General features: G+C 67.0%; 21 protein-coding genes, 1 tRNA gene and 1 pseudogene. 11 read left to right on the top strand and 12 right to left on the bottom strand.

The features are described 5' to 3' along the window. Window positions 1-77 precede the first annotated feature (77 nt). Window positions 78-1,391 carry a sugar MFS transporter gene (locus tag BM228_RS20860; RefSeq protein WP_092043618.1) on the top strand — a complete coding sequence of 438 codons (1,314 nt, stop codon included), beginning with the start codon at window positions 78-80 and terminating at the stop codon, window positions 1,389-1,391. A 126-nt stretch (window positions 1,392-1,517) separates the two neighbouring features. Then, window positions 1,518-2,381, top strand: coding sequence for an SMP-30/gluconolactonase/LRE family protein (locus tag BM228_RS20865; RefSeq protein WP_092043620.1), 864 nt, complete (start codon window positions 1,518-1,520; stop codon window positions 2,379-2,381). A 187-nt stretch (window positions 2,382-2,568) separates the two neighbouring features. On the opposite strand, the gene BM228_RS20870 is transcribed toward BM228_RS20865, so the two are convergent. Further along, window positions 2,569-2,790: a DUF6894 family protein gene (locus BM228_RS20870; RefSeq protein ID WP_092043664.1), complete on the bottom strand. Its 222-nt coding sequence runs from the start codon at window positions 2,788-2,790 to the stop codon at window positions 2,569-2,571. Window positions 2,791-3,537: 747 nt separating this feature from the next. On the opposite strand from BM228_RS20870, the gene BM228_RS20875 reads away from it, so the two are divergent. From BM228_RS20875 to BM228_RS20885, 3 genes are all read left to right on the top strand, one after another. Beyond that, on the top strand, window positions 3,538-3,762 hold the full coding sequence (locus BM228_RS20875) for a hypothetical protein (protein ID WP_092043621.1): 225 nt from the start codon (window positions 3,538-3,540) through the stop codon (window positions 3,760-3,762). Between the two features lie 270 nt (window positions 3,763-4,032). Next, window positions 4,033-4,326 carry an ATP-binding protein gene (locus BM228_RS20880; RefSeq protein WP_092043623.1) on the top strand — a complete coding sequence of 98 codons (294 nt, stop codon included), beginning with the start codon at window positions 4,033-4,035 and terminating at the stop codon, window positions 4,324-4,326. A gap of 6 nt (window positions 4,327-4,332) precedes the next feature. Continuing rightward, on the top strand, window positions 4,333-6,066 hold the full coding sequence (locus BM228_RS20885; RefSeq protein WP_092043624.1) for an HWE histidine kinase domain-containing protein: 1,734 nt from the start codon (window positions 4,333-4,335) through the stop codon (window positions 6,064-6,066). Window positions 6,067-6,176: 110 nt separating this feature from the next. Here BM228_RS20885 and BM228_RS20890 read toward each other — a convergent pair whose 3' ends face one another. The 5 genes from BM228_RS20890 to BM228_RS20910 all read right to left on the bottom strand — a co-directional run bounded on the left by BM228_RS20890 (window position 6,177) and on the right by BM228_RS20910 (window position 12,099). Then, window positions 6,177-6,566, bottom strand: coding sequence for a phage holin family protein (locus tag BM228_RS20890; RefSeq protein WP_092043626.1), 390 nt, complete (start codon window positions 6,564-6,566; stop codon window positions 6,177-6,179). An 86-nt stretch (window positions 6,567-6,652) separates the two neighbouring features. Then, the gene (locus tag BM228_RS20895) at window positions 6,653-7,081 is read right to left on the bottom strand and encodes an RNA polymerase sigma factor region1.1 domain-containing protein (RefSeq protein ID WP_092043627.1); all 429 of its coding nucleotides are present in this window, start codon (window positions 7,079-7,081) and stop codon (window positions 6,653-6,655) included. Between the two features lie 167 nt (window positions 7,082-7,248). After that, window positions 7,249-10,485 carry an ATP-binding protein gene (locus tag BM228_RS20900; RefSeq protein WP_092043629.1) on the bottom strand — a complete coding sequence of 1,079 codons (3,237 nt, stop codon included), beginning with the start codon at window positions 10,483-10,485 and terminating at the stop codon, window positions 7,249-7,251. Continuing rightward, entirely contained in the window at window positions 10,482-11,159 is a 678-nt protein-coding gene (locus BM228_RS20905) for a hypothetical protein (protein ID WP_092043630.1), read from the bottom strand. The genes BM228_RS20900 and BM228_RS20905 overlap by 4 nt, the downstream gene beginning before the upstream one ends. 4 nt (window positions 11,160-11,163) lie before the next feature. Next, a complete protein-coding gene (locus BM228_RS20910) occupies window positions 11,164-12,099 on the bottom strand; it encodes an endonuclease domain-containing protein (protein ID WP_092043632.1) in 936 nt (311 codons plus the stop codon). A gap of 449 nt (window positions 12,100-12,548) precedes the next feature. On the opposite strand from BM228_RS20910, the gene BM228_RS20915 reads away from it, so the two are divergent. The 6 genes and pseudogenes from BM228_RS20915 to BM228_RS20935 all read left to right on the top strand — a co-directional run bounded on the left by BM228_RS20915 (window position 12,549) and on the right by BM228_RS20935 (window position 14,350). Next, window positions 12,549-12,625 (top strand) — tRNA-Arg (locus BM228_RS20915). A 33-nt stretch (window positions 12,626-12,658) separates the two neighbouring features. Beyond that, window positions 12,659-12,988: pseudogene (locus BM228_RS35465) on the top strand (SH3 domain-containing protein); the annotation flags it as partial. Window positions 12,989-13,033: 45 nt separating this feature from the next. Then, the gene (locus tag BM228_RS35470; protein ID WP_244537241.1) at window positions 13,034-13,258 is read left to right on the top strand and encodes a YARHG domain-containing protein; all 225 of its coding nucleotides are present in this window, start codon (window positions 13,034-13,036) and stop codon (window positions 13,256-13,258) included. A gap of 123 nt (window positions 13,259-13,381) precedes the next feature. Then, window positions 13,382-13,615 (top strand): hypothetical protein, encoded by a 234-nt coding sequence (locus BM228_RS20925; protein ID WP_092043635.1) that lies wholly within the window; start codon window positions 13,382-13,384, stop codon window positions 13,613-13,615. A 112-nt stretch (window positions 13,616-13,727) separates the two neighbouring features. Then, on the top strand, window positions 13,728-13,907 hold the full coding sequence (locus BM228_RS35145; RefSeq protein ID WP_092043637.1) for a hypothetical protein: 180 nt from the start codon (window positions 13,728-13,730) through the stop codon (window positions 13,905-13,907). Between the two features lie 80 nt (window positions 13,908-13,987). Then, complete coding sequence (locus tag BM228_RS20935; protein WP_139234142.1) at window positions 13,988-14,350, top strand: hypothetical protein; 363 nt, start codon at window positions 13,988-13,990, stop codon at window positions 14,348-14,350. Between the two features lie 433 nt (window positions 14,351-14,783). Here BM228_RS20935 and BM228_RS20940 read toward each other — a convergent pair whose 3' ends face one another. The 6 genes from BM228_RS20940 to BM228_RS20970 form a co-directional block, all read right to left on the bottom strand. Continuing rightward, on the bottom strand, window positions 14,784-15,569 hold the full coding sequence (locus tag BM228_RS20940; protein ID WP_483128466.1) for a DUF7946 domain-containing protein: 786 nt from the start codon (window positions 15,567-15,569) through the stop codon (window positions 14,784-14,786). Between the two features lie 96 nt (window positions 15,570-15,665). Next, a complete protein-coding gene (locus tag BM228_RS20945) occupies window positions 15,666-16,340 on the bottom strand; it encodes a hypothetical protein (protein WP_244537240.1) in 675 nt (224 codons plus the stop codon). A gap of 168 nt (window positions 16,341-16,508) precedes the next feature. After that, entirely contained in the window at window positions 16,509-16,697 is a 189-nt protein-coding gene (locus tag BM228_RS20950; RefSeq protein ID WP_092043641.1) for a hypothetical protein, read from the bottom strand. Window positions 16,698-17,420: 723 nt separating this feature from the next. Then, window positions 17,421-17,681 carry a DUF6894 family protein gene (locus tag BM228_RS20955; protein ID WP_092043643.1) on the bottom strand — a complete coding sequence of 87 codons (261 nt, stop codon included), beginning with the start codon at window positions 17,679-17,681 and terminating at the stop codon, window positions 17,421-17,423. Between the two features lie 422 nt (window positions 17,682-18,103). Beyond that, a complete protein-coding gene (locus tag BM228_RS20960) occupies window positions 18,104-18,469 on the bottom strand; it encodes a c-type cytochrome (RefSeq protein ID WP_092043645.1) in 366 nt (121 codons plus the stop codon). Between the two features lie 1,312 nt (window positions 18,470-19,781). Beyond that, complete coding sequence (locus BM228_RS20970; RefSeq protein WP_092043648.1) at window positions 19,782-20,279, bottom strand: Ros/MucR family transcriptional regulator; 498 nt, start codon at window positions 20,277-20,279, stop codon at window positions 19,782-19,784. Window positions 20,280-20,537 lie beyond the last annotated feature (258 nt).

A 20,537-nucleotide genomic window follows, 5' to 3' on the forward strand; every position in this document is an offset into this window, starting at 1 on the left:
TATCCGTTATATACTCATACAAATGAAATTCACAACAAGGGCTCCGGCAAGGTGGCCCCGGTGAGAGGAAACGTTTGATGGCAGGACCGATCGCGAGCTTCGGATCGCCCGCGGCGGGAACGGCGACGCGGGACCAGAGCAGCTACCGCCCGGCCCTCTCGCTGCTCGCGAGCCTGTTCTTCATGTGGGGCTTCATCACGGTCATCAACAACACGCTGCTGCCGCATCTGCGGAGCGTGTTCGACCTCAGTTATACGCAGACCACGCTGATCGAGTCGGTGTGGTTCATCGCCTATTTCGTGGCGTCGATCCCGGCGGCCAAGCTGATCGCGCGCATCGGCTACCAGCGTGCCCTGGTGGTGGGCCTCGGCATCATGGCTTTGGGTACCCTCGGCATGGTGCTGGCCTCGCATCAGGTCTCGTACGCGATCACGCTGACCGCCCTGTTCGTGATCGCCAGCGGCATCACCCTGCTCCAGGTCGCCGCCAACCCCTACGTGGCGGTGGTCGGGCCGCCGGAGACCGCCCCGGCCCGCCTCAACCTCGTCCAGGCCTTCAACTCCTTCGGCACGACCCTGGCGCCGCTGTTCGGTGGCTACCTGATCCTCGGCCGCTCCGCCTCGGGCAACGCCACCGCCGGAGCCACCCTGAGCCCGGCCGAGCGGCTCGCCGACGCGCAGTCGGTGCAGCTCCCCTACCTGATCGTGGCGGCGATCCTCGTCGTCCTCGCCGTGGTGATCGCCCGCTTCCCGCTGCCCGCCATCGGCGGCGGGAGCGAGGCCGCGAAGCGGGCCGCCAAGGCCGAGCGCGGAAGCCTGTCGCTCTGGCGACACCGCAACCTCGTGTTCGGCGTCCCGGCCATCTTCATCTACCTGATCGCCGAGATCGGGGTGTCGAACCTGTTCATCAACTTCGTGTCGCAGCCGGAGATCGGCGACCTCACGCACACGCAGGCCTCGCATTACCTGTTCCTGCTCTGGGGCGGGATGATGGTCGGCCGCTTCATCGGCAGCTACCTGATGCAGGGGCGCTCCGCCGAGACCATCCTGGCCGGCGCCGCCCTGGCGGCCTTCACGGTGATGCTGGTGGCGACCTTCGGGACGGGGCCGCTGGCGATGTGGGCGCTAATCTCCGTGGGGCTGTTCCACGCGGTGATGTTCCCGACGATCTTCACCCTCGGCATTCGCGGCCTCGGACCCCTGACCGAGGAGGGTGCCGGCCTGCTGATCATGGCGATCGCCGGAGGCTCCCTGGTGGTGGTGCAGGGCTGGGCCGCCGACCGGTTCGGCCTGCAGCACTCCTTTCTGATCACGGCGGCCTGCGAGCTCTACGTCCTGTTCTACGCCCTCTGGGGCAGTCGGCCGGGCCGGAAAGCCTCCGCCCGCGCCTGATCGGCCATCGTCCGCGATGCGGCGTGAGGCGGCGAACGGAACCCGCCCCCGTCTCTGATTCAATCGCTCGCCGAGCCCGAGCCGGCATCCCGGTTGGCGGCGAGCGCTCTAGACGAAGGCGATCCCATGGAGGCACAGTTCCGCATTGTCGCCCGCGCCGAGCGCGACCGGCTCGGCGAAGGACCCGTCTGGGTGCCGGAGCGGGACCGGCTGTTCTGGGTCGATATCGAGGCGCCGGCCCTGCGCTGGCTCGACCTCGCCAGCGGCGCGACCGGCACCCGCTCCTTCCCGGAGCCGATCGGCTGGATCATCCCCCGGGCCGGCCGGCGCGATTTCGTGATCGGCCTGAAGAGCGGCTTCGCAATGTTCGACCTGGAGGCCGACAGCGTCACCCCGATCGGCAATCCGGAGCCGGACTATCCGGACAACCGCCTGAACGACGCCAAGGTCGACTATGCCGGCCGGATCTGGGCCGGGAGCATGCACCAGGCCGAGACCGCGATCTCGGGCGCCCTGCACCGGCTCGATCCCGACCTGACCTGGCGCCGGATGGACGGCGATTACGGCGTCGCCAACGGCCCGACCTTCAGCCGCGACGGCTGGATCCTCTATCACAGCGACAGCGCCGCCCGGACCGTCTTCGCCTTCGACCTCGCCGCCGACGGTACCCTGACGGGCAAGCGGGAATTCCTGCGCTTCCCCGAGGCCTGGGGCTGGCCCGACGGGATGACCACGGATGCCGATGGCTGCCTCTGGATCGCCCATTGGGGCGCGGGCCGGATCAGCCGGGTGGATCCCGAAGGGCGTCTCCTGCGCGCCGTCCCGCTCCCGGCCACCAACATCACGAGTTGCGCCTTTGCGGGGCCCGGGCTGGACCGGCTGTTCGTCACCTCGGCGTCCCGGGGCGTCGAGCACGAGACGAACGCGGGCGCCCTGTTCGAACTCGATGTCGGCGTGAGCGGCCTGCCGCCCCGCGCCTTCGGGGGCTGATGGCCTGATCCTCGGGGCCGGGCGCCTACGGCCGAAGGATTTGCCGGATCGCTGAATCGTGTGGCGGGCGTCCCTCGGATGGGGGATGCACCGACCGGGGCCGGCGTCTAGGGTCAGGCATTCTCCGAGACGAGATCACCTTCAACCCGCCCGGCCCGTGCCGCGGCGGGTTCTTTCATCGGCTCCGTCACGGTCGGATCGGCAGGCGGCCGACCACCGACCCGGCCGCATCCCGGACCACGAGCGTCCACGACGCGCCGGTCTCGCCCGTGCCGACGGAACCCGCCATCTCGTCGATCACGCTGCGCGCCTCGGCCAGGGCTTCCTCCAGGCTCTCGGCCTCGACACCCACCGCGTCCCGGATCCGCTCCCGGTCGTTCTCGACATCGAAGTAGAAGCGTTCGGGCACCGACATCTCCCAGTTGGAACCCTCTGGCGGGCGCCCGGATTTTTCTACGTAGTCCCGGGCGTGGCTGCGACGAACGCCGGCTGCGATAAACCTTAACATAGCTAAAACGTGCATTGATCGGCGGCGCGACAACAACGCCGAGATTTGCGACGAGCGATCTACTATAGATTCTCGTCATAGCCCGCCCAGCCACCTCGACGTGGCCCGAAGAGGCGGCGCTCGCAATCTCGGGGCTTAGCCATGTCGACCGCCGATGAGCCGCCTGTCGCGAAGAGCACGGACGACGGTTCAAACAGAAGAGCAATGGTGCGCGCGCATATCAGGAACGTTCTCTCGAAGATCGGTGCGCAATCCATACCAAGAGACCAGACGCGGTGAGGGCGGTCTCGCAATACGCCCTTGGGCGGTGGGACAGGTGCGCGGGCTCTGCGCACAGCCAACTTTTTGCGTAGCAACGCCCTTCGAAATGGCGGGTTTCTGAAACTTCCCGCGTCGGCGCGCCGTAAATCGACTCATGGCGGACAACACTCACCTTCGGGCACATATCCGCACCGTGCTGCTCAGACTGGTGCGGATTTTGACAGACCGAACGGGGCCGCGCGGGCCCGCACCTCTATAGGCTCGTGTGCCGCCAACCGGCCGCCCTCCCCTCTGTGGTGCAAGGCTGCCCTGCGAGCCCCGATCCGCCGGGCACGTTAACCTTTCGTCAACCCTACGCCGACACAGTCTAGGACGGAGGGCTGGGCCATGGTTCGACGCCGGGATTTCGATGCGCTGAGCGAAGCGCAGATCGCCGCGAGGCGTGTGCAGAAGCGCTGGGTCGAGCCCAAGGCGCAGTTCCGCCCCGACGCGCCGCAAGCGGTCACCGAGCTGCTCGACACGATCCAGCACGTGGCGGAGGCGGCCACCGGCGAGCGCAGCTTCCTGCATCTGCGCCCCGTCGCGGGCGGCGCGCGCAGCCGCGAGCATTAGAGCACGCCGCCGAAGGGGATACCGGTTCGGCGTGAGTGAGCGCGTCACATAAGGACGGAGAGCCGCCGTCTTTCGAGACCGAGCCCGTCTGCGGGCTGGCGAGTGTCGGTTGGTTCTGCGACAAGGCCCGGATGAGCCGGCGTACAGCCTTCGATCTCGCCCCTCCCTGTGCGCCGGCCGTGTCCGGCCGAGCCCGCGCGATCCGCACGCCGTGAGAGGAACCATGGGCGCGGACGAGACGGAGCTCCGGTCGGCGATACCGGGACCGCTATGAGCCCGCAGGTCGCCGCCCGGGTCTCCGCGCCGTTCTTCACCCCCCCACCTCTCGTCCCGTGCACCGGCCTCGGCCCATCGACGATCGGCGGCTTCGCCACCCCATCGGACGGACAGGCCCGGATCGATGCGGAGCCGGGTTGCGGCACGACGGTCAAGCTCTATCTGCCGCATCACCACGGCGTCGTACTGCCCGAGACGCCGGTGGTGCGCGACCTGATCGGTGAGAGTCCGGACGACCTCGGTTGCGCCGCGCTCCGGGCCGCTCGTACCGGCGCGGGCCGCGACTGATCTCCCATGTCGCTCACCACGCGTATCCTGCTGCTGGTGCTGCTGGCACTCACCCCGGCGTTGGTGATCCAGGGCTACAACGAGGTCGCCCTGCGGACGAGCCGCGACGCGGCGGTGCGCGCCGACGCCCTCGCCACCGTCCGGGGCGCCGCGGAGGACTTCACCCAGCTCTCGGAGCGGATGCGGCAGGCCCTCGACCTCATCTCCGGGGACCCGTCCGTGCGGGCGCGAGACCCCGCCGCCTGTGAAGCGTATTTGAAGCGATCCGCCGTCCGGCTGCCGCACGTGATCCTGATCGCGCTCACGGATCCCGGCGGCCGCGTGATCTGCGACAGCGCCGGCTCGGCGGCGGGGGCCTATTCGAGCGGGGCGCGCGCCTATCACCGCCGTGCCCTCGAAGCGGACGGATTCGCGGTCGGCGGCTACGCGCTCGGCATCGTGTCGAAACGGCCGTCGATCCACTTCGCCCGGGTGGTGTCCCCGGCCGATGAGGCGCAAGAGACCGCACGAGACGCCGCCGCGACCGAGGTTCCGGCCACAGGCGTCCTGTTGGCCGCCGTCGATCTCGACTGGCTGTCCGACCACCTGGAGCAGACGCTGCACCAGGCGGAGACGGCCATCACGGTGACGGATCACGACGGCCTCATCATCGCGCAGCGCCCGAACGGGGCGGATTGGATCGGCAAGCCGATCCCGCCAGAACGTGCCGCGATGCGGACGGCCGGAGACGGCGAGGTGCGCATCGCCGAGGGCCTCGACGGCCGCACCCGGATCATCGCCACCGCCATGCCGGGCGGACCGCTCGCGGGGGTGCGCCTGGTGGTCGGCCGCGACAGCGCGGCGGCCTTCGCGGATATCGACGCCGCCACGCGCCGCGGGCTGGTGCTGATCGCCCTGGGCGCGCTGCTGGCGCTGGCGGCGGCGCTCCTGGCCGGACGGATGTTCATTCGCCGCCCGATCGATCGCCTGCTCCGGATCGCGGCTGCTTGGCAGGCCGGCGACCTCACCGTCCGCACGGGCCTGCGCGGCACCACGGAGTTCGGCCGACTCGGCGGCAAGCTCGACGCCATGGCTGGCACGCTCCAGCGCAACGCCGACGAACTGCACGCCGAGATCCGCCGCGGCCGTGCGCTGCAGGAGCAGCAGGTGACGATGCTGCATGAGTTGAACCACCGGGTGAAGAACACGCTGGCCACCGTGCAGGCTCTCGCCCGCCAGTCCCGCGGGTCCGAGGGCGTCCTGGAGGCGCGGATCCTGGCTTTGTCGAAGACCCACGACCTCCTGACCCGCGAGGATTGGAGCGGCGCCTCCCTGCGCGAGGTGCTGGAGAGCGAGCTGAGCCCCTACCGCACCGGCGGCGACCAGATCGGCCTCGACGGACCCGACATCTCGCTATCCCCCCGGCACGTGCTGGCTCTGGGGATGACGATCCACGAGTTGACCACGAACGCGGCCAAGTACGGCTCGCTCTCGGGCCCCGGGGGCCGCGTGCGGGTCTCGTGGTCCCTGGCCACGACCGAGGGCGGCACACCGCGCCTGCGCCTCACCTGGCAGGAGAGCGGCGGCCCGCCGGTGCAGCCCCCGGCCCGGGCCGGGTTCGGGACGCGCCTGATCTCCGGCGGCGTGCGCCGCGAACTCGACGGCTCCGTCGACCTTGCCTTCGAGGCCAAGGGCCTGCGCTGCCACCTCGATGTGCCGCTCGAGCCGGGCCTCAGCGCGATCCTGGCGCCGACCCAGTAAATCGCAAAGCCTTTTGGGAGGGTTCGGGACAAAATCCCGAGACGCGCAGGGCTCTGACCGACACCCGCAGAAGGTCGGAGACCTTTCGAAATCCGGCGTGATGAGAGCCTCTAGGCCCGACTCCGCGCCACCGCGCGGGCATCCTGCTTCACCTGCCGCCACGTCCGCCACGGCTCCAGGTTCGAGAGCGCCATCCGGCGCAGGCCGAGCCAGCCCAGCACCAGCGCCACGGCCAGGAAGGGGGCCGCGACGATCAGCGCCGCCGGAGCCTCGGAGCCGAACGGCACGGCGAGCAGCTTCACCACCGCGTCGAGCCCGAGGAAGAAGGTGACGATCAGCAGCACGGGGATCGTACCCACGATCGCGATCAGCGACACGATGGCCCGGACATTGCCGTCGATCTCGGTCCGCGCCAGCGTCAGCAGCGCCTCGATATGCGCCGCGCTCTCGCGCAAGGCCGCGACCAGTAGGGCCAGGGTGTTGTCGGCTCGGTGACGCATGATCCGGATCTGTCCTCTCGGTCGGCGGGAGCCAACGGGGCCGCTCGCGGAAGCGTTCCGGCCCAACAACCTCCCCCGGCAAAGGCTCACAGCACCAGCAGCACGGCGCCGAGGATGAGCAGCGTCACGAGACCCGCCAGGGCGACGGCCCGGGTGACGTCCCGGCTTCCGTCCGGATCTCCCACGAGTGGGGTGGCGGGCGGTTCCGGCGCGGGTTCCGCCGCAGCGGCCGGGGCTCCCATTCCACCCGCGGGCAGCACCGGCGGCGGTGTCTCGGAGCGATGTTCCGGGAGCGTCACCGATCCCGGGACCGGCCGGTCCACGGGCGGCCCGAACGCCTCGGGCTCGACGCTCACCCCGGCGGCGTCCAGCTCCAGCATCACGAGCACCAGGGCATCAACATCCATGCGGTCGACCGGCAGCGCGGCCTGCAGGTCCTGCGCCGTGAGTTCACCGCGCGCCCGGCCGAGGGCGATCAGCCGGTCCAGCGTCCCACGATCGATCGTCTGCGCCATCTGCGCCCCCGCCCCTACCCGCCTTCTTCGGCAAGCTGCGTACCCGGCGCCTCGCCGAAAAGCTGCTCATGCCGCAGGATTACAATGTGGCAGGAGGCGACCAGTGCCGCGCCTTGAACGTGGCCGACGTCGCCGCGCGCGGCGGCGCCGGGCCGGGATCGGGGGCCTCAGGAGGCCCCCGCGCGAGTATCCGGCTCGGCCGAGCGCTTGGCCTGACGGACGACCTCTTCCGGGGTCGGCGGGTTGGCCGGATGGTAAGAGAGGCAGAGCGGCGTGCGCAGCTTGGCCGGCCGTCCCGAGCCCTCGGTGGCGAAGTAGAATTCTCCCGCCCCCAGTTTGCCGATATCGGCGGCGGCCCCCCCGTTCGCCGCGAGAATCTCCTGGGCGGCCGCGATGGTCGCGGGCGCGCTCTGCCGGCCGAAGAACTGCGTGGTGCAATTGGAGACGACCTGGTTGTGGATGCCTCGCGGCACCTGCGTCGCGACGATCATCCCGAGCCCATACTTGCGACCCTGCGCTACGAGCTTGATGCCGCTGCCGAGGCTCGGCGACGCCTTCTGGGCGGGCAGGAAGGTCTGCGCCTCGTCGACCACGTAGAGCATGCCGCGCGGGGACGGGTTCTTCTTGATCCAGCCGAACAACGTCATCTGGAGCCGGTTCACGAAATCCTCCCGGGCCGCGTCCGAGGCGAGGCCCGACAGGTTGATGACCGAGATGCGCGTGCGCGCCGGGTCGCGTCCGAAGAACAGCTGCCGGGGGTCGAGGACGGGGCCGTCCACCTTCAGAAGCGGGTTCGTCGCGATCGCGGCATGAAGCTGGTCCGCCATGCCGAGCCCGAGCTTGGCGGCGTTGCCGATCGGGCTGATCCCGTCGGGCAGGTCCGCGAGCAGGGCGATGAAGTCGTTGAGCTTGCCCCCACCCCGGTCCGCGAAATGATGGAGCGCGCCGGCCAGCACGCCGCGCAGGAGATTGGTCTTGGCGCCGGCCAGCGGCCCCAGGGTCTCGGCCGCCATCTCGATCGCCTGCTGGCGCTCGTCCCGGTCCGCGCTGAGGTCCGCGAAGTCGGGCAGGACGGAGAGAAACAGTGGGTTGCCGGCATGCACGCCCGGCGTCCAGACCACGACCTCGACCCGCTCGGCGTAGAGCGCCGCCTTACGGTCGTCCTCCGGGGAAAACCCATTCGGTCGCGCCGGCCACGCGTCGCCGAGCCGCGAGAGATCGTTGTTGGGATCGATCACGATGGCCGGAATCCCCGCCAGAGCAGCCTCCTCCACGAGGCGGCGCAGGAGCACGGTCTTGCCGGAGCCCGAGCCCGCGATGATGGCGGTGTGGCGGGGCAGCAGGCGGAGCAGCAGGCTCACCTCGGGGGCGTCGGGCGTGATCCGGTGCCCGACCGGGATCGCGTCCGGCGCAGCCGAGCCGGAGGCGGTCTCCTCGGTCCCGAGCGCGCGGCCCGGCCCATCGGCCTCCGCCCGCGCCGGAGCGGGGTTGCCGGCGGGGGCGGCCCCCTCAAGGGTGGCCTTTTTCTGGGCGGTCGGGAGAGCGGTATCCTCTCCGTCGTTCCGCGGGGCCGGGATCGTCCCGCCGGAGGCGGGGGCCTCTGCGCGGGCCGCCGCGTGGGCGAGGCCCGCGTCCCGGAAGAAGGCTGTCTTCACCAGCGGCTGCTCGAGGCGGATCCAGCGCTCGAACCGGTCGGAGATGCCCTCTGCCTGCGCCCAGGCGTGCAGGTCGCGCAGGGCGACGAAGGTCCGCAGGTCCTCGTCCGAGGGGTCGATCGACCGGCCGCCGGCCGCCGTGAACGCCGCGACGAGCTGCTTCGTCTTGGACCCGCCCGGCATGGGCCCGCGGCGGACCAGCAGCAATTCTCGGTCGGGGATCCGCGCCGAGATGCCCGAGGCCGTGAGCGCCGCCCGCAGGCGGGCCTGGAACGCGATGGCATTCTGGTGCTGGAGCGCCCGGTAGCAGACGTGCCGCTCGCGGTCGTTCTCGTCATGATGGATGAAGATCAGCCGTCCGTGGAGCGGCGGGATCCGCTGGTCGGGTTCGCCCCGGCTGGCGACGTCGAGCGTGTCGTCCGGGTCGTCCTCCAGGGTGTAGAGGTCGAAGACATCGCGCAGCACCTGGCCGAGCCAGCGATCCTCGTCGCTGCGGATGCCCGAAATGTCGGCCGCCTTGCAGGCCTCGGCGAGGTTGAACTCGGTGGGCGGCGCGACGGGCACCGCAGCATCCGCCGCCTTGACGAAGCTGTCGCAGATCGTGACCGCACCCTCCGCGAGGCAGCGGCGGCGGACAGCGTCGCAGCGCATCAGCAGGGTGCGCGGCATCATGTTGGCCGCCGCCGCCTCCGCGATGGCGCGCGCGCTGAACGGCCAGGTCGGCGACGGGGCCTCGAAACCGGTCTCCGCGTAGGCCGGGGCCAGCCGGCCGGCCACGAGGGCGGCGGCGGCGGCCTGCTCGTTCATGCCCAGCAGCACCGTCGGCTCCCCGAAGCGTCCCAGCATCGGCGCGAGGCTGCGCGCCGTGAGGCGCGCCCAGGACTCCTCCAGGCAAGTCACCACCGTCATGCTGCGGTCGCAGACGATGTTGACCTCGAGCAGGCCCGCGGCCAGCACCTCGGCGAGGCCGGCTTCCGCGTCGAGCCCATCCTCCGCGGCGAGCCGGCTGCTCTCGATGATCCCGTCGATCTGGTCGACCGCGACGAGCGTCGGACCGCTCAGGGCCATGATCCAGCCCATGCCCCGCACGAGCTCGACGGGGGCCGGCGGCGGCGTCTTGAAGCCCAGGGCGGCCCGCTCAACCGGATCGGCGTCGTAGCCCTGCAGCCAGGCATGGGCGAGGCCGACCACACCGAAATCCTGCGAGCGCAGCAGGCAGAGCGCCCGGAACACGTCGAGATGCTTGAGCGCCCGCGCCGCATCGACTCGCATCAGTGCCGTGACGAGGACATCGACGATCCGACGGGCATCGATATTCGGGGTGTTGAACGCGGCCTCGACCTGCGTCTCGACCCCGAAGCGGCGCGCCACGCCCGCCAGCACCGCATCCGCTTGCCGCCGTCCGTCCGGCATTTTCTGCAGGAGGGCGGTCACGAAGCTCAGGGCCGCGCTGCGCCAGAAATCCGTCAGCCCGAGGACGTCGAGGGGCACGAACCACGCACCCGAGCGCCAGGCCTCGCGGCGGAGCTGCCCGACCAGATGGGTCTTGCCGACGCCGGCCGGCCCGACGAAGACGCGGCCGATGGCGCGGTCGGCCGGCTTGCGGGCTTTGGCGTGGAGGTCGGCGACGAGGCCGGGGACGAGGCGCTCGTTCGGGCTGCCGGTGGGCGCGGTGTCAACCCAGATGCTGTCGAGCGTGCGCACCCAATCGAAATCGACCCGGCGCAGAGCGTCGAGGGCGTCGGTCATGATTGGATCCAGAGGATGTGGAAGGGTTCGCCGGCCGGGCTGAACGCCGCCTCGCGCTCAGGCGTTGTGAGCGACTTGGGATCGCTGAACTGGCTCAGCCGCGCTGTCTTGTCGCCGCGCAGGATCGCCGCGAGGCCCGCATCGACGGTCGCCCGGTCGAGGTCGCCGAGCTCGGCCCTCAGGGCGCTCAGGCGCACGGCCTTGGCCCGCTCCCCGCCGGTCAGCGCGAGATACGCGGTCTCGATTCGGGCCCGGAGCTGCTTGGGCCCGGGCTTCTTCGCGCCCCTGTTCGCGCCCTTGACCGCCGGTTTGCGCGCGGGCGGGCGCTGCACGGCCGGTGCCGGCTCGTCGGGGGCGGTCCCGACGAGGTCTGCGAGGGCGCGACCCGTCGCGGCGAGATCGGCCTGGATGCGCTCCAGCCAGTCCTGCAGCACGCGGAAGGTCGGCGGCAGCGGCTCGCGCATATGCCCGCCCGCCCAGTTCCAGCCCTTGTCCGTGACGGTCAAGCGCAGCGAGCGCCCCTGCCGCACGGCTTCGAGGTAGCGGCCCTTGATGAGGGCTTCCCGGTCCGCCTTGTCGATGCGGGGGGTGATCGCGCTCTGCAGGGCGCTTCCGCACCGGCCGATCAGGCACCACAGAATCAGCGCCTGCTTCGGCGTTACCGACTCGCTCATCGACTCACCCCTCCTGCGAACCGCGCCGCAGGCGGACGACGGCCCGGATCTTCTCGATCGCGAGGGGAAGGTCGGCCGCGACCTGATCGTTGGTCAAGCGCAACACGAGGTAACCCGCGGTCAGCAACTCGTAGTCCCGGTGGCGATCGGCGCCGAACTTGGGCTCCGCCCGGTGCTCGGGACCGTCGAGTTCCACGACGACGCGGTGTTTCCGGCACAGGAGGTCGACGCGTGGTCTCGCGCCCCAGGCCCCGACGGGCACAGGGGCATTGCAAACGAACAAGCCTCTAAGGTCGGCGTCCTGTGCGAGGGCGTCGGCGACCCGCCGCTCGATGGCGCTCGCCGGGTGCGCCCCGACCGGTGCGATGAAACGCTCGGCCGCTGTGCTGTCCGTCTGGGCGAGTTCATAGGCGCCGTAGAGGACACGGTCGTACGGCGCGGTCTCAATCGGCGCCACGGCGAGCGTCGCCACCACCGCGGCCCCGTGCTGGGTGCACCATTCCAGCGCCTCGATCGCCGGGCGCGCCCGCGTCGCCGATGCCGGATCGACCTCCCAGACGAGAACCACGCCCGCCGGGTCGATCGCTCGCGAGAGCCGGAGGAACTCAAGGGCTCGCCCCATCTTGCGGAAGCGCGGCACCAGGCCGAGCCTGGCGCGCTTCGACGCCGCTTTCAGCCAAGGGTCGGCGGTGACCGGGGTGAGAGACGCATCGCGGCCGTGCCAATGCGGCCAGCATGCGAGGGCCAGCTCGGCGAGATCGTCGAGAAGCCGGTCGATGAGCGCCATGGCCGAGGGCTGGACCCCGCTCGCGACCAGCAGCGCGCTGCGGTCGGTGCCCTCCGAGACGAGGGCGCCGATGGCGGTGCGATCGATGCCCAGGACGACCAGACGCGCGCCCTGCCCCAAACCGGCGATGCGCCGGATCAGGTCGTCAGCCATGATCCGCGGCCGCGCCGCAGGGCCAAGATGGAGGGACGGTAGCAAACCGAGACCGTGCTGCCCGCTAGCCGCTGGCGCCGAGACGCCCTGCAGCTGTTTGTCGGACCTTTTCAGCACAGCCGCCGGGTTCTGGCTACAAGCTGAACACCTTCAGGTTGTCGCGCCCTCCAGGGAACACCTCCCGGTATCACGCGGAACACCTGCATCGTCGCGCCAGGCCACCGCTCCTTCCGGAAGAGGGGCCGCGGCGCGTTCGTGGCGCAAGCCGGGTGACGCCTTACAACCTTTCGCCTGCCCACGCATTGCGCTCAGCGCTCGCACGCCCGCGACACGATTCGAGCCTGTGCCCTTTGCCGTAGAGGGGCCGACACCTTCCTGTCGCGCCCCAGAGAGGCCCACCCTAGCCGTTGCGCTCCCCGCGCGGTTGGGTTAGGAAATCGGCGCGGCTAGCACCCGTAGCTCAGCTGGATAGAGCGTTGCCCTCCGAAGGCAAAGGTCACACGTTCGAATCGTGTCGGGTGCGCCAATATTCTCAATGACTTAGCAGGGATCAACCCTGATGCAGAGACCGGCGGTGTCACCAGAGTGTCACCGCATTGGGTCTTCACCGAGTCGTTTCTCTTCCCTCCGCCTCCTTGTGTCCGCAACCGCGGCCCTCGCCGTTGTCGCGAGTTTGCCGGCGCTGGCCCAGGTCCAGCAGGAAGCCTTCAGCTATCCCGTCGGCCTCGATCCCTACGGCGACAACTTCCTGGCGCTGCGTAGCCTCCCGAGCGGCACGCAGGGCGTCCGCCTCGCCCGTCTCGGGCCCGACACTCTCTTCACCGAACTCGGCCGTCAGGGTGGCTGGGTGAACATCCAGCTACCGTCCGGCCAGACCGGATGGGTGAGCGCCCGGTACGTCGGCTGCTGCCGCACGGCCGCGAGCGGTCGAAGCGTGCCGAGTGGGTCCGTATCGTCATCATGCGAAGAGCTATGGTCCGAGCGGAACGCGATCTTCAAAGCCGCCGGCTATTGCTTCCGCACCCCGCAGGCTATCCGGGCTTTCGGCAATGCTGGGTGCCAGTACGATGACGAGGCGGATGTGCCCCTATCGGCGCGCCAGCGAGAGCAAGTAGCCCAGATCCGAGCGACCGAGCGTCAGTTGGGCTGCGCGCGGTGACAGACTGGCTCACCGGCCAGGGCTACGTGCGGCACCGCGAGGATCCTGAGGGGGCGAACTGACATCCCCTCCCGGCGTTGCAGCGCTGATGTCGCGTGGCGCGGCGTCCGTTTTGGAAATCTGATGCCCTACACCCTTCAGCGCCTCGCCCCGGGCAGCTTCGATCTCATTCTCGACGGCAAGGTTGTCGGCAGCCTCGTCCGAGACGTGTCCGAGGACGGCCGGGAGGGCGACTGGATGGCCGAAACGCTAGAGGACAGCCCGCCCTTCCCGCCGCCGTTCGAGCGTGGGCAGCACGCATTTTCGACATTGTTGGGGGCTGCAAAGTGGCTCGACGCGACTGTGCCTGATCTCTGATCTGGACCACGCCCGGTGAGGCCGTGAGTTCGTGCGTGCGCGTCATCGGCACACCAGTGACGAGACAGATCGGCGCTCTACCTTACTCACCCGTAGGTTGAGAGGAGCGCTGATGTCCGAGAACCCCAGCCACGTCGAGGGATACCGCGAGACCAAGGCTGCGAGAGCTGCGGAAAGGCACGACCAAGCCAGTGCGGTCTGGGACGAGGTTGAAGCAGAGCGCCGAGAGATCGAGGAACGGACCGCAAAGCTCCGGGCGATAAAACTTGCGCGAGAGAGCGCAGGGTCCTGAGGGGGCGGATTGATGCTCCTCCCTGAGCACCTGAAGGCGAAGGGCTATCTGAGATGAGAGCAACGCTGGGCGGCGTTCTCATGAGCCTGCTGCTCACACCGCATTCGGCATTCGGCCAGGACTTGGCTACCGAAGCTCTCTCAGATCACTTCCTCACGTCAGAAACCCGGGTCCGGATCCGTGTCGCAACTGAGTTCCCGCTCCCCCTGCTAACCCAGTTTCGCAAGGTCCAGCGCATCACCACTGAGGCTGCGCTAGAGGAAGAATTCTGCGGACAGGTCACCACGATCGACGCGACCGGCGCCACGACCGGCTATCAGCTCTTCCTCTACATGCGGAACGGCGGAGAGGAGCGTGTTCAGATCCTCGGCTCTGAAGTGCTGAATGGCTTCCGGATCGGCCGTAAGATGATCGGCGCGCTAAAGCGAGCCGGCTGCCTATAAGGCTGTCGACCCCATCCCCCGCCTCGTGGAAGAGGCGCTAGGGGCGAAGCGGTTGTAGCGAGGCGAGCATGCGTTGGGTTGGATCGAAGCGTCGGCTGCCCGACAGCCTAACGCAGCACTTGTCGGATCCGAAGATCGTCGCCTTCAGGTCTCGAGCTGACCAGCGTCGTGCCAACCATCGGACCGAAGCCACAAAAAGGTTCTACCTCTCGATCGTGACCCTCATCGTCCTCGTGCTGGCTGGCGGATACCTGCTTCGGCTCTGGTAGCCCCTCTCGAAGCCGCTGGCGTCATCTTCATTGAGAGGCCCGGGGTGCGGCTGCGGAAGGCCGCAGCTGAATGTTACCTGGTGCGCTGAAGATTGCCGCGGTTATGGTCGGGTATGAACGAATATTTATTTAGCGCGGAGTCTTCCGAGAATGAATCGGCGTAATCAGGTATTGATTGCGTCGCTTAAGTATAGCCGCTCAATAGCGCCGTCGCGGATTAAAGCCTTGGCACGAACGCGTAAAGGCACGCACGCAGCCATCGCAGTCACATAGGGATTGTTGGGGACAGCCACGGCCGGATCTACGATCTTGCCGGCGATGCGCGCGTCATCTTCACCGATGATCGCAATGCGGCAATTCCCTGTCTCCATGTCGAGTTCAGTGATCCGGACGATGTAGTCGCTTTCGCTAGTAATCTCGGGAGGAACGTCCGCCATCACGGCATCGCGATCAGCGATATTCAGTACGACAGTGCGTTCTGCTGTTCCAACAGTCAACGAGTTCGCTGTTGTCCCAAGCGGCTGCACAGCTTGGCGAACCGCCGGTCGAAGTGCGTCAGCCATTCGGTCGATCGTCGTGAGAGCTCGATCCAGCGCGCTCTGATCGCGGGACCCCAGCTCCTTGATCGCTGTTTCGAGGGCCCCACGAAGCTGTCTCATCTCCTCACGCCGACCCGCCGCTTTCGTGATGATATAGGAAACGGACGCAGCTAACAGCGTGCCGCCGGCCCCCGCGAGTAGCGGCTGATTGGCTGCCCACTCGATATAAGCCACCATCTCAAAACAGTGAGCCTCTGGCTGGCCTACGACGACCCTGACGGCCATCGCATCCTTGTGCTGAACGTACCTCTCAGTCGCGGCGAAATTTCCCGCCACGCCTAGGATGCGGGATAATCCCTTAAGGGAATCGGCTAGGGATGAGAGTTCAATCTCGTGTCGCTCGGCATCCAGACCGTCTTATCGAATACGGATTGGTTCTGCGAAAGCACGAGCAGGCATCGAAACGGCTGGCATTGGGCCCAATCCCCTTGGCAACAGTTCAGCGTATCACGGCATCGGGCCGTCCAGCGGATCCTGCGCCTCACCGATTGCATGTTCGCCAGCACCATCTTTTTGCCTCGACGCCACTATCCCGGCGGCTAACCTCCCGCCATGTGCACCGCCCTCGCCGCCCTCGCCTTCGTCGTTGATGGCTTGACGATCAGGGCGACGGATCGGCGGTTGTCGCGCTGCCGGGCGCGTCCGGCCGTTCTCGCTTCTCCACGATCCGGCACCGATCCCCCCCAACGTGACCTCATGCTTCGGCCATAGCTCGCACGCCACCCGGAACGCGACCCGCGCCATGTCGATCGGGTAGATCACCGCGAGTTGCGCCTCGATGCCCCCACCCGTCTCCGTCCAAACCTCGATCGTGTAAGGCACGCCCGGCGGGACCGGGATGTCCGGTCGCCTGGGTGGCGGCAGCGTGATCGCGGCCAGGCACAGGTGCTCGTATTTTCGGGCGGGCGGCGACCCGGGCGGACGCTGATAGCGGCACGACGCCGTCAGGGTACGCAGGATATCGAGAGTCGACGTGTCCGGCCCGAACCGCTCTCGGAGGCTGGCTACCGAGTACCGACCGGACCGCTTGCAGGAGGAGCAGTCCACATACACCCGACCGGGCGGTACATCTCGCAGAAGCCCAACCACCGCCGTCTCCTTTCTGGAACGAAGGCGGAACATGCCAGATCCGGTCGCGCAGTTCAGCGGAGTGCAGCTCCAGCTCGCGCGATGCCAGTGGAGGACTGTGGATCGCTTTGGGGAACGCCAGCGCTGTCAGTCGCTTAGAGCGCCCCTTGGCCGCTCGGTCCTGCCCCGATCTGCTCACTGGGTGGGGCGGAGGTCGGCCGATCAAAAGCGGCGCATGTAATCTCCGAGTTCGAGGCGCATCCCCGCTTCGAAGCCGATGTGCCATGCCCGAACTTCATCAGTTCGCATGCCGGCTTCCTGATGCCCCCGGGCCACAATGATCCCGACCTGCTCGATTCTGCGCACGACGCCCTCAACGCTGCCTGTCTCTGGGCTCAGCGTCTTGATCATCTCGCTCGTTGCAAGCCGGCCAGCTTTTTCGCCTCGCGCGATGGGAGCTAGCGGCTTGCTACGCGGCGGCATGGGTCTCGATTGCCTCACCTATGTGAGCCGATACACAACTTGGCTCGGGGGTAGGATGGCCGCTGGCGGTTACCGAGGCGTGCTGGTTTGCGAACTTAAGCATCCCGAGCCGGTATTTGGCACGAAAAAGCCCGCGCCGGCGAACCGGGCGGGCGAAGGTTGTGATTTCGAGCTCTAGGGGGAGTCGAAAATCGCAGGGACCATACCGCAAATACCAGTAGAGGAAAGCCCGCCACGATACTGGATCGGGCGGGCTTTCAGCCTCGGACAAAGGTGTCACCGCGAAGTCCGAGGCTCTGATGGCGCCAGCTGTTGAGACGGGCGCCGCACACAGTTGTAGTGCTGCAGTGCAGCAAGAAAACCCGCCTCGGCAGTGAGCCGGGCGGGCTGAAGTTGCCATTGGGCTTCGAGCGCTATGCATGGCTCGGCCGAAGCTGATTCGCTTCACCCGTTTGGATGATGTCAGGGCCTACTCCGCTTTCGCCATCTGCCGCCCGTGGTTCTGCGCGATGTCGAGGAAGGTGCGGCGCACCCCGTCAGGAGCGCGCCGCAAGTTGGCTCGCTGGCTCAACGACGAGCCCGCCCCTTTGGTAAGGCCTGGGCCATGCAGTCGACTCGTGCAAGCAGGGGCGATAACTCGAAGGTTTTGTTTTACGCTTTCGTTTTTTCAAAAGAGCTAACCGCTGACGACGGTGTCACAAAAAAATCCAGCCTGAATAGTATCAGATCTGCCCCACCTGTTACTTCCATCCGCCATTCTGGGCCGAGGCTCTCTAGCCTTGCGCCTTCTTCTAGAAGCACGCCGGCATACCGGATAGCCTCGCGGCGAGCGAAAATTAAGTCTGGCAACTCGACACCTTTTTTGTCGAGCGGGACGACGCCGTCATAGACGTTGAAATGGTAGCGAGGCATACATTTTCCCGGCCGTCGCAAGGCGGGAGCCATGGCTCTCAATCACGGTCATGCCTGAGTCAGAGACCGCAACTACCGGCAGCTGTGCCACACAGCGGCGGGCAACGATTACATATAGATCAGGTTTCCCGACCCCCGAAGAATATGCCGCACTGTATGTGCGAACGGCATAATCGCCAAAAGAAAGCCCCGCACGGCGACTGCCAGCGGGGCTAAGGTAAATGGACGCTCGGTGCGTTACGCCGGCGACTGTTATCAGGATAGCGATTATGATTACAATATAAAGCCTAGGAAGTAACAGTTTGATACTATTGTTGCCGAGAGATGTTTGGGCACGCAGAAAGGGCCGCTCAGAAGCTCCTGGGCGGCCAGAGAAGTGAAAATATAAAGAAGTGCTGCTTATTTGTGCGAAGCTTTGTTTTTTAGGATTGCGTTTTAAGATAGGCGATGACGTCATTGATTTTCTTGTCGTCTGAGAAGCCTTGGAAAATCATCTTGTTGCCTGGAACTTTGGCCTTCGGGTTCTTCAGCCATTCGTGGAGCGTGGCCTCGTCCCAGGTGAGGCCGGAATTCTTCAGGGCGGCGGAATAGTTGTAACCCTCGTAGGTGCCGGCCTTGCGTCCGACGACACCCTTCAGATCCGGACCCACGCCATTCTTCTGGAAGTTGTGGCAAGCCTTGCAGGGCGCGAATGCCTTCTCGCCAGCAGCAGCATCACCGACTTCCTGGGCTTGGGCAGAGAGCGGGATCAGAACGGCAAGGACGGCGCCGAGAACGAGAGAACGCATGAATTTCCTCATAGGCCAAGCGAGATTGATGGCGATGCGAAGCTTGGCGCAGTGAGGCATAGACGTCCGCCGAAGGGGCTTAATCCAGCTGCTCCCTCTATCGATGCTAATGCAGCCGAGGTCGGGGCCCAATCTGCCCGTCGCATCTGAGCGCCGCTACGCTGAAGGCCATGACGTGCCCTCAGCCGGCGCCATCGTCGGGCCGCGGCTCAGCGCCACGTCCTTGAACAGGTTGGCGGAGGCTAGTGGATTATTACGCCTTCGCCATCTGGCCTCGATCGTTCCTCGTGATGTCGCGGAAGAGATCGCCGTCTCCGTAAACGAATGTCTGCGCATTAATTAATCGTTAACGATTTATCTGAAGTTAATGAATTGCCGAGGCATCATGATGTCAGGCAGTCGCCGATTGCAGTCATGTTGCTCCATCTCCCAAGTAATGCCCAGCGATGGTTGCGGCACAGGGAATTGAAAAGGGAGCGCCGCAGGAGGGGGAAATGGGGGCGATTGTCTTGGCCGGGCCATCGGTTGGATTTCAGCCAAAGGATCGGCGTAGCGTTGCGCTTCAGGTGATGCTTGTTCTCGGCTGGGGCGGCCTGTTCGCCTACTGCGCGGCCTATCTCAACGAGGACCTGCCGTTCCCAACGTCATCGGTTCAGGCGATCGGCGAGCCGGTCATCGATCAGCCGGAGGACATCTCCCGTCCTGTAATCAGGGTTGCCGCCCTTGAGCCGGCCATGCCCGCCGCGGCTCCAGCTGTCGTCCCGCCGTCGACGCCAGCAATTGTCGCGGTTCAAACCGTAACGTCTCCAGCGACGCCCCGCCCAGCTTCAGTCGGCTTGGACTATGTTGGAACCTGGGGGCCTACCACTGACGCCTGCAGTGCTCCCGCGCGTCGCAAGGGATTCGTCCCGGCGACGATCACGCCCGGGCGCGCGCAGGCCGGCGACACCATCTGCAGCTTCAGCGGCGCCCATCGCGCCGGCAACATCTGGTCACTGGCTGCCGATTGTGGTGACCGTGACCACCGTTGGTCCTCTCAGGTCCGTCTTGCCGTGAATGGTGACCGCCTGACCTGGACGAGTGCCCTGGGCACCTCGACCTACGTTCGATGCGGTCGCCGAGCTGGGTGAGGCGTGCTGCACCTGCATTGCGATACCTGATCCTCAATGTGAAAGGACGCACCGGCCGCGCGTGAACGGGGGGAACACGGCGACCGGCGCGCTCGCTTGCGGGAGCCAGTGAAGGCTCAACCGCTGCGATAGGTGAGGATATGGGGATCGCCAGACGGAACGGGCAGATCCCCGCTTGGTCCTCAGGCCTCCTTTGCCTTCCGCGGCCGCCCGGCACGCTTCGGCTTGTCGGAGACGGTCTGGGCAGGTTCAGCCGCCTTCTTGCGCTGATTGCCGAGGCCAAGAGCCAAGGCAAGCTTGGAACGCTGCTCGGAGTAGCTGGCAGCCGTCGAGGGGTAGTCGCGCGGCAGCCCGTAGCGCTCGCGGTACTGCTCGATCGTCATGCCATTGCCGGTGAGGTGCCGCTTCAGGGTCTTGTACGGCTTGCCGTCGACGAAGCTGATCAGCGCGTCGGGCGTGATCGACTTGCGGATCTGGGCAGGGGTCAGCTTCTCGACAGCCGGAGCCTCCAGAGCAGCTCCATTGCCCAGCCCAGCCAACGCAGCGTGCGTGTTGGCGATCAGGGTAGCGATCTCGCTCGGCTGCAGGTGATTGTTCGAGACGTAGGCAGAGACGACACCCGCCGTCAGCTCGATGTAGTCGGTCGACCCACGCTCGATCGTTTCAATGTTCTCGTCCACGTTCCATACTCCAGTGCAAAGTCATCTGTCCCTGCGCCGGTCGTTGCGTAATGGCAAGGTGCCACAGCATCAATGGACAAGAAATTGGTTTCCGATTTGCAATTACCGTAGGGTCTTACCTTTCCGAGTGCTATATCACACGTCAAGGTAGATGATGCTTCGGCTGACGGGAGCGGGCATGACACAGCAACGGGCACGCGCAGGCGATACCCTGCTCGGCGCATCACGCTGCCGCGTCGAGGAGCGCGGAGGACAGTC

This window comes from Methylobacterium pseudosasicola, from assembly GCF_900114535.1.
Taxonomy (GTDB): Bacteria; Pseudomonadota; Alphaproteobacteria; order Rhizobiales; family Beijerinckiaceae; genus Methylobacterium; species Methylobacterium pseudosasicola.

Coding starts and splice junctions, on each gene's coding strand:
- BM228_RS20860 (WP_092043618.1), top strand. CDS start 78: ATGGCAGGACCGATCGCGAGCTTCGGATCGCCCGCGGCGGGAACGGCG.
- BM228_RS20865 (WP_092043620.1), top strand. CDS start 1,518: ATGGAGGCACAGTTCCGCATTGTCGCCCGCGCCGAGCGCGACCGGCTC.
- BM228_RS20875 (WP_092043621.1), top strand. CDS start 3,538: ATGGTTCGACGCCGGGATTTCGATGCGCTGAGCGAAGCGCAGATCGCC.
- BM228_RS20880 (WP_092043623.1), top strand. CDS start 4,033: ATGAGCCCGCAGGTCGCCGCCCGGGTCTCCGCGCCGTTCTTCACCCCC.
- BM228_RS20885 (WP_092043624.1), top strand. CDS start 4,333: ATGTCGCTCACCACGCGTATCCTGCTGCTGGTGCTGCTGGCACTCACC.
- BM228_RS20890 (WP_092043626.1), bottom strand. CDS start 6,566: ATGCGTCACCGAGCCGACAACACCCTGGCCCTACTGGTCGCGGCCTTG.
- BM228_RS20895 (WP_092043627.1), bottom strand. CDS start 7,081: ATGGCGCAGACGATCGATCGTGGGACGCTGGACCGGCTGATCGCCCTC.
- BM228_RS20900 (WP_092043629.1), bottom strand. CDS start 10,485: ATGACCGACGCCCTCGACGCTCTGCGCCGGGTCGATTTCGATTGGGTG.
- BM228_RS20905 (WP_092043630.1), bottom strand. CDS start 11,159: ATGAGCGAGTCGGTAACGCCGAAGCAGGCGCTGATTCTGTGGTGCCTG.
- BM228_RS20910 (WP_092043632.1), bottom strand. CDS start 12,099: ATGGCTGACGACCTGATCCGGCGCATCGCCGGTTTGGGGCAGGGCGCG.
- BM228_RS20925 (WP_092043635.1), top strand. CDS start 13,382: ATGCCCTACACCCTTCAGCGCCTCGCCCCGGGCAGCTTCGATCTCATT.
- BM228_RS35145 (WP_092043637.1), top strand. CDS start 13,728: ATGTCCGAGAACCCCAGCCACGTCGAGGGATACCGCGAGACCAAGGCT.
- BM228_RS20935 (WP_139234142.1), top strand. CDS start 13,988: ATGAGCCTGCTGCTCACACCGCATTCGGCATTCGGCCAGGACTTGGCT.
- BM228_RS20945 (WP_244537240.1), bottom strand. CDS start 16,340: ATGTTCCGCCTTCGTTCCAGAAAGGAGACGGCGGTGGTTGGGCTTCTG.
- BM228_RS20950 (WP_092043641.1), bottom strand. CDS start 16,697: ATGATCAAGACGCTGAGCCCAGAGACAGGCAGCGTTGAGGGCGTCGTG.
- BM228_RS20955 (WP_092043643.1), bottom strand. CDS start 17,681: ATGCCTCGCTACCATTTCAACGTCTATGACGGCGTCGTCCCGCTCGAC.
- BM228_RS20960 (WP_092043645.1), bottom strand. CDS start 18,469: ATGCGTTCTCTCGTTCTCGGCGCCGTCCTTGCCGTTCTGATCCCGCTC.